10 protein-coding genes are annotated in these 15,277 nt (G+C 59.5%); 2 read left to right on the forward strand and 8 right to left on the reverse strand.

From position 1 onward, the window contains the following. Nucleotides 1–8: 8 nt before the first annotated feature. From PMI16_RS24970 to PMI16_RS08445, 8 genes are all read right to left on the reverse strand, one after another. Nucleotides 9–3,416: a response regulator gene (locus tag PMI16_RS24970; protein WP_007878470.1), complete on the reverse strand. Its 3,408-nt coding sequence runs from the start codon at nt 3,414–3,416 to the stop codon at nt 9–11. Beyond that, nucleotides 3,413–4,474: a chemotaxis-specific protein-glutamate methyltransferase CheB gene (gene cheB / locus PMI16_RS08415; RefSeq protein ID WP_007878471.1), complete on the reverse strand. Its 1,062-nt coding sequence runs from the start codon at nt 4,472–4,474 to the stop codon at nt 3,413–3,415. The genes PMI16_RS24970 and cheB overlap by 4 nt, the downstream gene beginning before the upstream one ends. Then, complete coding sequence (locus PMI16_RS08420; protein ID WP_007878473.1) at nt 4,471–6,501, reverse strand: hybrid sensor histidine kinase/response regulator; 2,031 nt, start codon at nt 6,499–6,501, stop codon at nt 4,471–4,473. Before PMI16_RS08420 ends, cheB begins: the two co-directional genes overlap by 4 nt. 10 nt (nt 6,502–6,511) lie before the next feature. Next, nucleotides 6,512–7,981: a CHASE3 domain-containing protein gene (locus PMI16_RS08425; protein ID WP_007878475.1), complete on the reverse strand. Its 1,470-nt coding sequence runs from the start codon at nt 7,979–7,981 to the stop codon at nt 6,512–6,514. Between the two features lie 18 nt (nt 7,982–7,999). After that, entirely contained in the window at nt 8,000–8,539 is a 540-nt protein-coding gene (locus tag PMI16_RS08430) for a chemotaxis protein CheW (protein ID WP_007878477.1), read from the reverse strand. Then, a complete protein-coding gene (locus tag PMI16_RS08435; RefSeq protein ID WP_007878478.1) occupies nt 8,536–10,053 on the reverse strand; it encodes a CheR family methyltransferase in 1,518 nt (505 codons plus the stop codon). Before PMI16_RS08435 ends, PMI16_RS08430 begins: the two co-directional genes overlap by 4 nt. Continuing rightward, a complete protein-coding gene (locus tag PMI16_RS08440) occupies nt 10,050–10,532 on the reverse strand; it encodes a chemotaxis protein CheW (RefSeq protein WP_081493387.1) in 483 nt (160 codons plus the stop codon). The genes PMI16_RS08435 and PMI16_RS08440 overlap by 4 nt, the downstream gene beginning before the upstream one ends. A gap of 228 nt (nt 10,533–10,760) precedes the next feature. Beyond that, nucleotides 10,761–11,687, reverse strand: coding sequence for a PCC domain-containing protein (locus PMI16_RS08445; RefSeq protein WP_007878480.1), 927 nt, complete (start codon nt 11,685–11,687; stop codon nt 10,761–10,763). A 368-nt stretch (nt 11,688–12,055) separates the two neighbouring features. Between PMI16_RS08445 and PMI16_RS08450 the strand changes: the two genes are divergently transcribed. Both PMI16_RS08450 and PMI16_RS08455 read left to right on the forward strand, forming a co-directional pair. Beyond that, nucleotides 12,056–14,476 carry an ATP-binding protein gene (locus PMI16_RS08450; protein WP_034379627.1) on the forward strand — a complete coding sequence of 807 codons (2,421 nt, stop codon included), beginning with the start codon at nt 12,056–12,058 and terminating at the stop codon, nt 14,474–14,476. Between the two features lie 76 nt (nt 14,477–14,552). Then, nucleotides 14,553–15,272, forward strand: a complete 720-nt coding sequence (locus tag PMI16_RS08455; protein ID WP_034379644.1) for a methyl-accepting chemotaxis protein — start codon at nt 14,553–14,555, stop codon at nt 15,270–15,272. The last annotated feature ends 5 nt before the right edge of the window (nt 15,273–15,277 follow it).

Genomic DNA, 15,277 nt, shown 5'->3' on the forward strand with positions numbered 1-15,277 from the left:
AATCTGGCCTATTTGTTGTCTGCAGCTATTGCTCCGGATTCGGTATCGGCAGCGAACAAGGCGATTGAGGCAAACGCAACTTCCATGGCGGCGTGGAGACGGCTCCGCATTTCCTGGCCGTCGCTGCCGTCCTCGATGGCTTCGATGGCCTCGACTTCGGCGGCAAGCCGCACGACATCGACGAGCGACAGATTGCCGGCAACGCCCTTGAGTTTGTGCAGCCATTTTCCAAGGGCCTTTTGATCGTCCGCCGCATGGCTGGAGAGTTGCTTGTCGTATTCTGCGAAATCGCTGCAGAATTTGAGCAGATATTTGCGATAGAGCGCCACGTCGCCCCAGACTTTCAAACCATGATTGACCGCGATGCCGGGAAACTTCCTGTCATCGAAGGGCGCCTCTTCGGCAAGAGGGGAGGCTTCGGGCTGCTCCGGCGCGGCAGACTCCGGTTGCTCCGGTTGCTCCGAGTGACAATGCGTCAACTGTTGAATGGTCGCGATCAACTCTTCGACATTAAACGGTTTGCTCACGAAGGCGTTCATGCCCGCGTTCAATGCGGCATCTTGTTGTGCCTTGAAAGCGCCGGCCGTGAGAGCGACGACAGGAAGTTGCGCCAATGCCGGCAAGGTGCGTAATTGTCGGGTGGTCTCATACCCGTCCATGATGGGCATTTGCACGTCCATCAAAACGATATCGATTGCATCCGGGTTGGCAAGCAGCCAGTCGAGTGCATTTTTTCCGTCATTGGCGAGCTGAACCACGGCTCCTTCGGCTGAGACGACCAGCATGGCAACTTCACGGTTGATTTCATTGTCGTCGACGATCAACACACGCACGCCGGGCAAGCGCCGCCGCTTTTTTTTCTGGGCCTGCATGCGCAGGCCGCTTGCAGATTCATGGCTGCGGCGGTTCAAGGCTTCCGTGACGTTGTTATGGAGGGTGGAACGCGTGACCGGTTTGCAAAGAATGCCATCGATGGCATCAATGCGAGTTTGCCTGAGCAACTCTTCGCGCGAAAATGCGGTCACCATCAGCACAATCGGCGCGGCTTCCTGCCGCAACATTTCTCGAATCTTGATGGCCGCGCTTAGCCCGTCCATGCCGGGCATATTCCAATCAAGCAAAAAAACGTCAAAGTTGCCGCCGCCTTCCTGTTTGCTGCGTACTTTCTCGATGGCCTCTTCGCCCGACAGCGCCTTGACGACATTCCAACCCATGGATTGCGCCGTGAGTTCGAGATTTTCCAGCGCCATGTCATTGTCGTCGACGATCAAGGCATTGAGCGTCATCATTTCGGGGGCGGAAAATTCCGAGTTCGCACTCCATTCGAACGGGATCGAAAACCAGAACTCACTGCCGCGCCCCGGTTCGCTGATGACGCCGATTTCGCCGCCCATCTGTTCGACCAGATGCCGGCAAATGCTCAGCCCCAGCCCGGAGCCCCCGAAGCGCCGCGTGGTTGACGCGTCGGCCTGGGTGAATGCGGCAAAAATCTGAGACTGCTTGTCAAGCGAAATGCCGATACCCGTGTCGCTGACGGAAAATCGCAATGTCGCCGTGTGTTCGGTTTGTTCAAGCAGGCTGATTTCCACCTTGACGACGCCATGGTCGGAAAATTTGATCGCATTTCCGGTCAAATTGATCAAAATCTGCTCAAGCCGGAGCGCATCGCCAAACAGTTGCCCGCCCAGCTCGGGCGGCGGCGCGAGGATCAGTTCGAGATCCTTGTGCCCCGCGTTCGCAGCCATGATGTCCGACAGTTCATCCAGCGTGGTGCTGATCCGGAAAGGCGCATGTTCGATTTCCAGGTGTCCCGCTTCAATTTTGGAAAAATCGAGGATGTCGTTGATGATGGACTGCAGCGTTTGTCCGCCGCTGCGTATTTTCCTGATCATGTCGCCGGTATCTCCGGCAAGATGGCGTTGATCAAGCAAGTAGGCGAATCCAAGAATGGCGTTCATCGGCGTGCGAATTTCGTGGCTCATGTGTGACAGAAATTCGGATTTGAGACGATTGGCTTGTTCCAATTGCAGGTTTTTTTCGGCAATTTCCTGCTGGCGATCGCGCAGTTGGGCGATGGCCCGTTCCAAATCCTGATTTTTCTGTTCCAGCACGGCCAGCAATTCCGCACGGCTCTCCGCCAAGGCCCGGGCAGCGCGCGTTTCGCTGGCTTCCAGTTCCTTGTTCATCATTTCCATGCGAATCCGGCGGCTATCCTCTTCGAACTGCTTGCGACGCAATTGGGCGCGCACGCGCGCTTTGAGAACGTCGAGTTCATGGGATTTCAGGACATAGTCATCGGCGCCCGTGCTTAAGCCTTCGATCATCGCCTCCTGATCTTCCATCGCGGTGAGCATGATGAGCGGAATATCCCGCGTGGCCGGCGACGCCTTGATCCGGCGGCAGGTTTCGGTGCCGTCCAGTCCGGGCATGAGCCGGTCCAGCAGGATGCAATCGACCGTTTGCACCGAGAGCATATCGAGCGCCTCTTGTCCCGAGTGCGCCAGAATCACGTCGTAACCCTCGCCGCCCAGTGTGGAATTGAGTTCATGCAGGTAAGTCATGCTGTCGTCCACGGCCAGGATTTTCTTGGGACTTTGCAGGCTTGCCGTCGCATGGCGGGCCTCCACCTTGTCGATTTTCCGCAAGACCGCAGTGACCCGCGCCAACATCATGTCCAGCGATTCTTCCTTGCGCACGAAGGCATCGGCGCCGGAATCCAGCGCGTGCAGTTCGGCGCCATAGGATTCTGACCCGGTGAGCAGGATGCAAGGCGTATGGCGCAAAGCGGCATCCAGACGTATCTTGCGCACCACCGTTTGGCCGTCGATGCCGGGGAGGATGCCATCGACCACGATTGCCGCCGGGCGATTGGCTGCCGCACTGCGCAAACCTTCCTCGCCGCTTGCCGCATTGATGACATCGAAGCCTTGTTCCTGCAACAATTCGCTGAATCTTTCGCGGAAGGTTGTACTGTCGTCGATGACCAGCACCGTTGGGCGGACAGAGCGAGAGTGGGGGGCTGGCCGATCTTGCGTCTTCGCACGCGCCGCGTCATCGAGCAGTTGCGCTGCGCGTGCGACCACGTATTCCCGCTCATAGGGCTTGCCGACATAGTCGCTTGATCCGGTCAATAGTCCGCGGATGCGATCTTTGACTTCGGCCTCGGTAGAGAGCATCAATACCGGCAGATCGGCGCCCATCGTCGTGGCGCGAAATTCCCTGAGCAGTTCGATGCCATCCCCATCCGGCAGCAATACATCCAGGATGACCAGTCCGACCGGCTGAGTCGCCAGCGCCATGCGCGCCGCCATGGCGCTGGCGCAAGAGATGGTCGGCATGCCGGCGTCGGCAAACGCCTCCTCCAGATCGGCGCGCACTGTCAGGCTGTCGTCTACGATGAGGATGGCGCGGGTCATGATTGATCTCCCTTGGTCAGTGCCGCCAATGCCGGTGCGATTTCTGATATCGGCAAGATGCGTTGCGCCGCGCCGAGCAATACCGCTTCGCGCGGCATGCCGTAGACCACCGAAGTTGCCTCGTCCTGTGCAATCGTCAGTGCGCCGGCCTGGCGCAGCGCCAGCAATCCACGCGCGCCGTCCTGCCCCATGCCGGTGAGCAGGCAGGCTGCAGCAGTGCTGCCGTATTCAACGGCGACGGATTCAAACAGTATGTCCACTGACGGGCGGCAGGAATACCGCGGCGCTTCATCGGTCAGCTGCAATTTTCGTCCTTGCACGATAAGATGCCGGCCGGAGGGCGCCAGGTAGATGCAGGACTTGCTCAAGGACTGGCCCGCCACCGCCAGGCGAACCTGATGATTCGTTTGTGCATCGAGCCAGTCGGCGAACGCCGTATCGAAAGGCGCGCTGATGTGGATGACGATGAGCACCGGCAGGGAAAAAGTCGCCGGCAAGCCATGCAGGATTTCAACGATCGCCCCCGGGCCGCCGGTGGAAGCGCCGATTACAACGATCTGACAAGTATTGGGCGCGCGTGACGGCTCCGGCGCCGACGCCGGTGGCGTTACCGGCAATTCGCGGATGGCGCCCAGGCGCGCGCGCAAATGCGTGACAACCTTTACCCGCGCCACCAGCTTGAGCATGGCGATGTAACGCTCCTCCCAACTGCCGTCGGCATCATCGGGACGCGGTTTTTCCAGCACGTCCACCGCGCCGGCGGCCAATGCCTCATAGGTCTTGAACAGCTCGCCACGGTTGACCGAGGAAGACACCACGAGAATCGGCGTCGGACAATAAGCCATGATGAATTCCGTCGCGGTCAGGCCGCTCATGACCGGCAAGATCATGTCCAGCGAGATCACGTCCGGACGCAAGGAGCGGCAGAGCTCAATGGCCTGTTTTCCATCTTCCGCTTCACCGACGACCTCGATGGCGGGATCGCCGTCGAGTACTTCGCACAAACGCTTGCGCACCGTTAGGGAATCTTCCACAACGAGGACGCGCAGCCGTTTCATTGCTGCACCAACTCGGTGACGCGTTCCAGAAATCCGACCTGGTCGAACTCGCCCTTGACGATATAGTCGGCGGCGCCGCATGCGCGGCCGCGCTGGCGGTCTTCCGGTGCATTGCGCGATGTCACGAGGATGGCGGGTACTTCGCGCAATGCGGGGTCGTTGCGCGTACGTTCGACAAAGCTGAAACCGTCCATGCCCGGCATTTCGACATCAACCAGAAACAGCGCATAGGTATTGCGCGATGCCATATCGAGTCCTTCTTCGGCCGATGCCGCCGTTTCCACGGTAAAGCCGGCGGACTCCAGTATGCTGCATTCGAGCATGCGGGTGGTGAGGGAGTCGTCGATGATAAGAACGGGACGCAATGCCGGAATCGGCAACATGGAGGCTGTCGATTCCGCCGTGCTTCGGTATTGCTGCATCACGAGTTGTTCAGGATCGAGTACGATGCGCGGATTGCCTTCGTCGTCGAGGTGCACGCCCAGGATGATGCGATCGGCCGGAGCCAGGTCCGGCAAGGGTTGCAGAACTATGGTATCCATGCCCTGCAAGCGCTCGACCGACAAGGCGACGATCATGTCGGCGGCGGCAATCACGATGGCCGTTACGGCAGGGGAGGTTAGCAGTGGCTTGAGGCCGGTTTTCTTTTGCCGAATGCCCAGTTGCAGACGTATCAGAGGGATCTGCTTGCCTTCATGGATAATCGTATCGCCCTGAGGGGTCCGGGAAATATCTTCCGTTCCGACGCGCAAGGTACGGCGCACGGCGTCCAGCGGTAACGCCACCAATTCGCCATCGGCTTGCACCATCAATACGTCCAGTGCCGCCAGCGACAAGGGTACGCGCAATTCAATTGACGTCCCGTTGCCACGTTCGGTATTGGCGATCACTTCGCCATTTAGACGTTGCATGACGTCGCGCACGAGATCAAGTCCGATTCCGCGTCCGGCCAGCTCGGTCACCACGCTGCTGGTGCTGATGCCGCCCTGCAATAGCCGCGCCAGCAAAGTCGGCGCATCCAGTTGTTGCGTGTCGCCGGAGACATTTTCTTTTTTCTGCAGCACGCGCCGTACGGCGTCGAGATCGATGCCGGCGCCATCGTCATGGCAGTGAAACCAAAACCGATACCCATGCCGCGAGATGGTCAACGTAATGCGTCCGGTCGCCGGTTTCCCGGCCATCTGGCGCTGCTGCACCGTTTCGATGCCATGCGCTACGGCATTGCGCACCAACTGAATCAGCGCGCTCTGGACGGTATCGAGCACTTCGCCGTCGATGCGCATGTCGCCGCCAATGGCTTCGAAGACGACTTGTTTGCCGCTGCTATGGGCGGCATCGCGCGCGGTCCGTTCCAGCGCATTGAAGACACTCGACACCGGCACCAGCCGTAAATGTTCGGCGACATCGCGTGCTTGTCGCAGTTCACGGTCCATGCGTTCAACGCCGTACGCCATGTCGCGTTCGACGGTCTCGGCCAACGCGAGTATTTCCGCCATCCTGGCGCTGATCTGGGCGGCCGGCAGGGTATTTTTCTGAGATGCCAGCGCAATCAGATTCCGCATGCGTTCGACCGAAGCATGCACACGCCTGACGTTGGCAAGTTCGTTGCCGATTTCCCCCAATCCTTCCAGCAACATATCGACCTCGGCAACATCGGCGCGCGCAACGCGCAGGACTGCATCCGTCGCGGCCGGGCGCGCCTCGTTGTTTTCGGGGCGCGGCAATTGGGCGATTTTTGCGGCGATGGCATCCAACGCGGCGAGTATTTCATCGACCTGTTCACGCGGTACTGCCTGCGCTCCTTCGCGATACGCGGCCAGGCTATCCTCAATGCTGTGCGCCAGATCGGCGATCTCTGCTTGCCGCACGACACGGGCGGCGCCTTTCAAGGTATGCGCCTGGCGCAGCAACTGCATGACCAGCTCCGCACTGGCGCTGTTTTTTTCCAGATCGAGCACGGTTTTGGCGAGTTGCTCGAGCAGCTCACCGGCCTCGATTCTGAAGTAGCGATACGGATCTTTTGCCATATCGCTTTTTTTAAATGGCTTGCGGTTGAATCATGCGCCGCAGGTCGAGCGACAAGCCGGCAAGTTGCGAAGCGGTCTGCTGCGTTTGCGCCGAACTGGTTTCGGTTTCCTGGGTGGCCTGGGCGACATCCGTGACGGCAATGCGCACTTGTTCGGCAGCAGTGGCTTGTTGCTTGGTCGACAGTTCGATTTCGCGAGCAGCCTCGGTCGTGGTGGCGACCAAACCGGCGATCTGCTTGAACGCCGAGGCCACTTCGGTAAATTGACGGGCTCCGGCGTCGACCGCCTTGGCGCCGCTTTCAGTGGCCATGACCGTGGTATTGACTGCACCGCGGACATCGTCGACCTGGTTACGGATGCCTTTGGTGGAGTTTGCCACGCGATCGGCCAGCTTGCGAATTTCCTCGGCCACGACCGCAAAGCGCTTGCCCGCATCGCCTGCTCCGGTCGCCTCGATGGTGGCGTTGATCGCCAGAATATTGGTTTGTTCAGCCAATTCGGAAACGATATCGAGCACCGCGCCGATCTCTTGCGATTTTCGGCCGAGATCGAGCATGTGGCTGACCACCTGGTCGATCTGGCTCCGAATCACGGAAATTGCTTCCTGCCCTTTGTCGACCGTATTTTCCCCGGCGCGCGCGGAGGTGGCGGTCTGTTCGGCTATTTGCGCCACCCGTTGCGCGCTTTCGGCGATCTGGCGAGAGGTCACGCCCAGCTCGCTGATGGTCGTGCTGATTTCAGTCATGGCGCCGGCTTGTTCCTTGGCGCCGGATGCTTGCTGGGTTGCGGCTGCCTGCAGTTCCGCCGAGGAACTTTGTACGTGTCCGACCGCGGCGCCGAGCTGGGTCGCCAAGGAACGCGCAATCATGAAACCGGTGACGCTGACGAATAGCAGGCAAACCAGGGTGCCGCCGACGATCGTGAACTTCGCCGTGGCCGCGGTTGCTTCCGCTTCGGCGGCGCGCTTGTCGAGCAACTCGCGTTCGTCCTGATTCATCTGGTCGACGATCTTGCGCAGCTCGTCCATCAGGGACTTTCCTTCGTTGGACAGCACGATTTTCAATGCCTCGTCGGCATGGCCGTCCTTGCGCAAATCAATGGTGCGCTTGAGTTCGGTAAATTTGGCTGCCGTGATGGTATCGATCTGATCGATACGACGTTGCTGGATCTGCCTGTCCAAGGTCAATGCGCGCAAGTCGCCGAGCAATTTGGGGGCTGCTTTAACCGCCGCGGCATACGGTTCAAGGTAGGCGCTGTCCCCGGTCAGCAAATAACCGCGCTGTCCGGTCTCTGCATCCTTCAGATTGCTGAGGTAAGTCGCAATCTGCGCCGTCACTTTATTCGAGCGGGTGACCGAGTAACTGGTATCGATCAAGGCGTAGGTGCTCCAATAACCGACGGCGCCGACGATGATCAAAAAGAGGGCGGATATCGAGAAGCCGAATGCCAGTTTTCTGCCAAAGGTCCAGTGCTTGTTCATGAATGATCGCTCCTTGTTTTATCGCCGAATGTTCTGGTCGCGAATGTTTTTCAACAACGATGTCAAATTGATGATCGACAGTAATGCATGTTCGGTGCGCACGGCATCATTGAGGTGAGGGCGGGCCGCCGCCGGCGCGACGGCGGCAACTTGATCGGCGAGGAAAATATGTTCGGAACGCACCGCCAAATGGGCGTCGAAGGCATCAAAGGCCAGCGCTACCGGTTCACGCTCGCGCAACAAGACCAGCCAGCGCGGCGGCGTCTGGCGCACGTAGCCAAGCAGTACCGCCAGGTCGTACACGGCGGCGATCTGGCCGCGAAATCCGGCCATGCCCAGCAGCGCGCCGACAGGTGACGGCAATGGCACGATGCGGCGGTCGACATACAAACCGCCGATATCGGCGACTCTCATTGCATAACTGCCGGCGCCAACGCGAATGGACAGCAGTTTTTCAATGCTGCCGTTTTCCGGACTGGGGGCTTGCGTGAAGTCACGATCGAACTCCTCTCGCAAAGCGAGTAATTGTGCATGTGATGTTGCCTTGGCCTGGCTCATGCGGACTCTCCCAAAGCAGTCAGTTCCGCCCGGCACAAATCGATCAGCGCCTCGCGTTTGAAACCGCCGCCGAACAGCAATACGCGCGAGGCGTCTTCCTTTTGCAACAAAACAAGGGCTTCGCTCAGATCGCGATGCGCGCTTTGACGATCGCCGCGCTTGCGCGCCAGCAAGCCGATATGAAAACGCGGCATGGCAAATCCGGGATCGAGATAGATTGCCGCCTGGTCGTGCTCGATTGCGCCCTCGACGTCGCCGGCCCCTTCACTGCACAAGGCTAATATGTAGTGCGCGCCCGCACTTAACGCGTCGCGCAGCAGCAATTCGCGACATACCGCTTCGGCCTGCGCCAACGCGCCGCTATGACTGAGCGATACAGCCTTGAGGAGCAAGACATCCGGGGCGTTGGCCTGTTCAATGGGCAAATCGCGAATCTGTTCCAGCGTCAAATCGAATTGCTCATTGTGCAGGAATTCGAGTGCGCGATGCAAATTTGCAACCGGGCGCGAGGCCAGTGCAGGGCGCTTGATGGCCTCGTTGGATTCCTGCGGGATCAGGGCATGAATGCGCTCCGATGCCTCCTGAATTGCAGTGATCCAGCCGGTATCCAGTTTGGTCGATGCCGGCTGCCAGCCGGCCTGGACCGGGCTGCCCATAGGTATAGGCACAGGCGCCGGCGAAGCAAGTTGATCCTTGCGCTGGTAATAAAACGTTTCATGCGAATGGCAAAGATGAAAATCATTGGAAATGGCGCGCAAGGTTTCAGCGTGACCGAGAAACAAATAGCCACCCGGCGCCATCGCACGCGCAATGCGTCGGACGGCCGCCTGCATTTGCTCGCCGTTGAAATACATCAGGACGTTGCGGCAAAACACGATGTCGAATCTGAGCGGCTGCCAGAAGTCCGCATCGTCATGCGTCAAATTGCGCGCTTCGAATTTGACCATGCGCCGTATTGCATCGTTGAGGATGAAGGTATCTCCATCGGATTTGAACCAGCGCGCTTTCAGTTCGTCCGGACATTCGCGCAAGGACCAGTTGGTATAGTGCGCCCGCGCGGCCTTTTGCAACATGGCGGGGTTGACGTCCACGGCAGTGATGGAAATATTTTCCGCCAGCGCGGGAAAATATTCGCGCGCGGCAATCGCCAGCGAATAGGCTTCATCGCCGGATGCGCAACCGGCGGACAGTATCCGGATGCATTGACCATTGCCGGCGGCAGCCGCGCGCTGGGGCAGAGCGACAGCGGCATAAGCCTTGAACTGTTCGATATTGCGCAGAAAATAGGTTTCGGTGACGGTCAGCTCGCGGGCCAGAGATCCAATCTCGTCATTGGCAGGCGCGTCGGAAAGACTCTCGATGTATTGCGTATAGGTGCCGCCGCGGGAAAGTAGACGGTTATGCAATATTCTGGCGAGATTGCCGAACTTGGACTCATCGAAATACAGGCCCAGCAGCTCGACAATGCGCACCTGAAAGCGACGGACTTCTTGCGGGTCGGGCAGGGCGATCATCGCGGGCCGCCTTGCAGATCGAGCGCAGCCCAAGCTGCATCCGAAATGACACGTGCAGCCTGCAATATCAGGATCAATTCGGCATCGAGTATGCTCATGGCCTCGACCAAACTGGTGTCGGCCGCGCCCAGCAACGGTGAAATCTCCGCTGTCAGCATGCTTAAACTGCGTACGCCGACGACGTCGTCGACCGCAAATGCAATGCGCCGCGCGCCAAGTTTGAGCGTTACAAAACGGGCATGGCGAGCATGAATGGGAGCGTCGCCGGAGCCAAGCAGGCAAGCGACATCAATCACCGGCATGACGGCTCCGCGAATGATCGATACACCGAGCAAGAAAACCGGCATGTCCGGCATTGGTTCTATCGGCAAGGACCGCATCGTTTCCACTATGTGCTCAACGGGCAGCGCGCATAGACGCAAGTCGCAGCGGAAAACCAAGAATAGCTCGGATCTCGAATCATCCCCCGGTCGACTCATTATTGTCTCCCTGCCGAATATGTTATGCGACGTACGATTCTTGTGGACAGCCAAGGTCTTGCGTATAGGAAGTCGATTCGACTATGAATGAGGGATGCGCTCACTGTCAATCATTTCGAGTTGCGCACTTAAATCATACTTGGCAGTTTGTGTTGCTGATTTTCCCTGTTGAGATGTAATGAAGTCGTCTGGCAGACTTGTCGCCAGACGACGGCGGCCTGGTGGCTGTCAGTCGTCCGACTGCTCTTCGAGCACCAGCTCAAAACAGATCAATACGGGATTGCGCCCGCGCGCCAGCACGCCTTCGCAGACCTTGCCGCGCGGATCGATCAGGGCAATGTCCAGTCGGCAGCGCAGGCCGTCTGCGGTCGGGCTCACCTGTCCCTCGCGCACCAGGATTTCGGTCGCGAGATCTTCCACCACGCGACCGTCCTCAAACTCGGCGCCGATAATGCTGCCGACGCTGCCGCGCACTTTCGCATGGCGGATGCCGTGCATGCGGCAGACATCTTCAATCGCCATGTTCAGATCTTCATCGGGACGGATGCGCGCCAGCACCGTGCGTGGGCCGTCGATCTTGCTGTCGGCCTGCATATCGATGGCAACGGCGGCAACGACGGCGGGGTGGAACAGCGTGAAATGGGTTTCCGGATCGAAGCGCGTTTCCATCGTGGCGTTGCGCAGGCCCCAGGCCTGCGCCGCAGCCGGCGCAACGACGATGGTCTGATCCATCAGCATGTGTCCGCCCTGGCGTTTGCCGTCGGCATCGCGCCAGATGGCGTGACAATGCACGAAGGGCGCGCCGTCGCGGCGGCCGTAAGTGGCGCAGGCCAGTTCGATGACCACGCCGCCCGCGACCTCATGCGGCGCGCTGTAGAAAGCGGCGTGCTTGCCGTCGTGCGACAAGGCCGGCATCAAAAAATGGTGCGGCGACACGTGCAGGTTTTCAAACCGTACCGTGGCGCCGCTGATGCCGGCGGCGGCCAGCGGAATGCTGATAGCGTCGCGCAGATTCATTCCCGCTTGTAGCGTGAAGCTGGTCGTGGCGGCGTTGCCCGCCAGACTGACGATGCGAACCGGATCCGGCGCGCCGGGATGGCGGGCGCTGCGGGCGAAGGGCGGTTTGATATGTTCTACGGCCGGCGATGCTTGCATGCATGTCTCCTTTCCGGGCGGTGTGTGCTCTCGGCGTGTAGTCGGGTGTTCATTGTCCCGATGGGACGAAAGGAACATGGTAGCGCGCTTTCGGTTTCTCCGTTGTCGGCGTCTTTGGAAAAGAATTCCGATGGTGACTTGCGTTCCATGACAGTAGTCGAATTGTTTCCACGCAGCATCAATTAAATGAATTCATGTTTTTCCCATCGACGCTGATGCAGGAAATTTACCCCTCTCTTTTCCTGTTTGCATTTTGTTGTCATGCGGAAGTAATACTGGGGTGCAAGAATGCTGCGGCGTCGAGAGTGGCTGATCAGTTGGATAACAAGCTCACCCGAATGCCTACCGCCACCAGGGAAGAATTCCACATGACCATCCGTCTGCGCATTACCTTGCTCGTCATTCTCACGTTCATCGCGATCTCCGCCATCGGCGGTTATGCCGTGTTCCAGTCCCGCGGCAGCGCCGTGGAAGTCAAGTCGGTGACAGAAGGCGTAGTGCCGAGCGTGCTGGCGTCGTCGGACCTGGTCGGGCAATTGAAGGACGTGCAACTGGCCGCGATGGTCATGGTGACCGAGACCGACAACAACCTGGTCGGTCAGGAAAACGAAAAGCTGGCCGCCAAGAAGGCGGCGCTGGAAAAAGCCCTTGAATTCCAGGCCAGCCAGGCTGTGAGCCAGGCGCAAAAAGGCCTGATCGAACAAGCCAGGGAAAGCCTCGACAACTATTTCGGCGCCATCGACAACACTGCCAAGTTCAAGCTGGCCGGCAAGGATGCGCTGGCGCAGGCGTCGTTCTTCGGCGGCGTGGTGCAATACCAGGCCGAGCTGGAAGGCGTGGTCGATACCTTGCGCATCGAAAAGAACCGCAGCAAGGACACCGCCATCGCCGCGCTGAATGCGAATCTGGCGTCGACCACGACAACCATTTCCATCGTGACCGCAGTCGCCGTGGTGGCGCTGACCTTGATCGGTTTCCTGCTGTATCGCCAGATCACCGGCCCGATCAGCCGCATGCAGACCATGATGACCGAGATCGCCGTCAACCAGGACTTCACGCGCCGCCTGCCGGTGGATCGCATGGATGAAGTCGGCCATTCCATCGTCGCCTTCAACGGCATGATCGAGAAGATCCAGGAAGCCTCGGCACAGGTCAGGCAAAAGACCGCCGACATGCAGGCCATGCTGCAGAACATCCCGCAAGGCATCCTGACCGTGGTCGACGGCAACAAGGTGCATCCGGAATATTCCGCCTTCCTGGAAACCGTATTCGAGACCACCGACATCGCCGGTCGCGACCTGATGGACCTGGTCTTTACCGATACCACGCTGGGCGCCGACACGCTGTCGCAGATCGAAGCCATCGGCGGCGCCTGCATCGGCGAAGACGTGATGAACTTCGAATTCAACGAACACCTGATGGTCGGCGAAGTCGAGAAGAAGATGGCCGACGGCCGCGTCAAGATCCTCGACCTGAGCTGGTCGCCGATCACCGACGACGCCGATCAGGTGATCCGCCTGATGCTGTGCGTGCGCGACGTGACCGAACTGCGCAAGCTGGCGGCCGAAGCCAACGAGCAAAAACACGAACTGGAAATGATCGGCGAAATCCTGGCCGTGAGCGCACCGAAGTTCCAGGAGTTCATCGTCACGTCGCGCCGTTTCCTCGACGAGAACGAACAGCTGGTGCATCAGAACCCGGAAGCCACCGCATTCGCCATCGCCAAGCTGTTCCGCAACATGCACACCATCAAGGGCAACGGCCGCACTTACGGTCTGCTGCACCTGAGCAACGTGGTGCACAGCGTCGAAGAGCACTACGACGACCTGCGCCACCCGGAAACCGGCGCCGTCTGGAATCAGGAACATCTGCTGCAGGATTTGGCCAAGGTGCGCGTGGCCATCGACCGCTATGCCCGCATCAACGAAGTCACCCTGGGGCGTCAGGCCGCACCGGAACAAGCCGCTGCCGTCGAACGCCACATCATGACCATCGACCGCAAGCACATCCTGGAAAGCCTGCACCGCCTGGAAACGGTCAACACGGCCAACCTGCACGAATTGGTAAGCGTGCGCAATGCCGTGCGCAAGACCTTGCGCCTGCTGGGTACTGAATCGATCGACGAAATACTGGCAAGCGTGACCGACTCGCTGCCGGCATTGGCTGCGGAGCTGGGTAAAGCCGCGCCGGTGGTCGACATCGAAGACAACGGCTACGTCATCCATGCGCATTCCTCGGCGCTGCTGAAGAACGTCTTCATGCATCTGATCCGCAACGCCGTCGACCATGGACTGGAAACGCCGGAAGAACGCCTTGCCGCGGGCAAGCGCGAAGCCGGCACGATCCGTCTGCAAATGGGCGTGATGGACAACATGCTGCACATGGCGCTGTCGGATGACGGCCGCGGCCTGGCGCTGGCGCATATCCGCCGTACCGGGATTGAAAAGAACCTGATCGGCGTCGACCAGGTTCTGACTGACGCCGAAGCGGCCGAACTGATCATGCGCCCGGGATTCTCGACCCGCAGCGAAGTCACCGACGTGTCGGGACGCGGTGTCGGCATGGACGCGGTGCTGGATTTTGTGACCCGCGAGCATGGCCGCATCGAGATTCAGTTCCTGGATCAGGCCGAGGGCGCCGACTTCCGTCAATTCCAGGTCAATGTGCTGCTGCCGGAAAACGTCGCCGTGGAAGTCGACGGCATCGACGTGGCTTACCCGGTGCCTGAGCACGATCAGGCTCTGCCTGTCGGCACGCCGGCGGCGGGCAACGATCCGCAGGTCGCGTAATCGCAAGATCGCCGCTCTGGCAGTAGTCGGTGGTGCAGTTCAGTTGTGTAGTTTCATTGCAAGGATGTGTTTCATGATGGTGAATTCGATTCTGTTTGTCGTGCTGGGAGCGCTGTTGTCCGGCGTGCCGTTGGCCTTGCTGCTCAGGCGGCAGAGCAGGCGCATGAAGCGCATGGTCGACCTGGAGCAGGTCGAGGTACTCAAGCGTAACGTCGAGGCGACGCTGCAGGAGCAACAGCAGAACATCGATGCGCATCAGCAAGAACTGGAAGCACAACGCCGCGACAACGACCTGCGCCTGGTGCATACCCGGCGTGAAACCGAACAGGTCGTCGCCCAGCTCAGCTCGCGCAATTCGGAAAGCATGGCGCGCGTACTGGAAAACTGCGATGCCTCGCAGGAAACCATCGGCAATCTGCTCGGCCTGATGCGCACCTTCGAGCGCTGGCACGACGACATGAACGTGCTGATCACGCACAACCGTGAAATGCATCGCAAGAACGACGAGTTCGCGCTGATCGTCAACCAGGTCATCATCGTGGCGCTCAACGCCTCCATCGAAGCGGCCCGTGCCGGCGCCCATGGCCGCGGCTTTGCGGTGGTGGCCTCGGAAGTGCGCGACCTGGCGCAGCGTGCCGAGAAACTGTCCAAGAGCTACCGCGCCAACCTGTACCAGAACGACCTGATCACCACCACCACCTTCCAGGATCTGCAGGCCGGCGGCAAGATGATCATCGGCGCCATCATCGGCCTCGACCTGATCAACAAGAAAACCAAAGAAGCGCTGGCTGCTTAAGGAAC

Source organism: Herbaspirillum sp. CF444, assembly GCF_000282135.1.
Classification (GTDB): Bacteria; Pseudomonadota; Gammaproteobacteria; order Burkholderiales; family Burkholderiaceae_D; genus Herbaspirillum.

What these genes read in the sequence shown, in the direction of transcription:
- PMI16_RS08420 (WP_007878473.1), bottom strand. Translation starts at nt 6,501, where the DNA reads ATGGCAAAAGATCCGTATCGCTACTTCAGAATCGAGGCCGGTGAGCTG.
- PMI16_RS08440 (WP_081493387.1), bottom strand. Translation starts at nt 10,532, where the DNA reads ATGAGTCGACCGGGGGATGATTCGAGATCCGAGCTATTCTTGGTTTTC.
- PMI16_RS08450 (WP_034379627.1), top strand. Translation starts at nt 12,056, where the DNA reads ATGACCATCCGTCTGCGCATTACCTTGCTCGTCATTCTCACGTTCATC.
- PMI16_RS08435 (WP_007878478.1), bottom strand. Translation starts at nt 10,053, where the DNA reads ATGATCGCCCTGCCCGACCCGCAAGAAGTCCGTCGCTTTCAGGTGCGC.
- PMI16_RS08455 (WP_034379644.1), top strand. Translation starts at nt 14,553, where the DNA reads ATGGTGAATTCGATTCTGTTTGTCGTGCTGGGAGCGCTGTTGTCCGGC.
- PMI16_RS24970 (WP_007878470.1), bottom strand. Translation starts at nt 3,416, where the DNA reads ATGACCCGCGCCATCCTCATCGTAGACGACAGCCTGACAGTGCGCGCC.
- cheB (WP_007878471.1), bottom strand. Translation starts at nt 4,474, where the DNA reads ATGAAACGGCTGCGCGTCCTCGTTGTGGAAGATTCCCTAACGGTGCGC.
- PMI16_RS08425 (WP_007878475.1), bottom strand. Translation starts at nt 7,981, where the DNA reads ATGAACAAGCACTGGACCTTTGGCAGAAAACTGGCATTCGGCTTCTCG.
- PMI16_RS08430 (WP_007878477.1), bottom strand. Translation starts at nt 8,539, where the DNA reads ATGAGCCAGGCCAAGGCAACATCACATGCACAATTACTCGCTTTGCGA.
- PMI16_RS08445 (WP_007878480.1), bottom strand. Translation starts at nt 11,687, where the DNA reads ATGCAAGCATCGCCGGCCGTAGAACATATCAAACCGCCCTTCGCCCGC.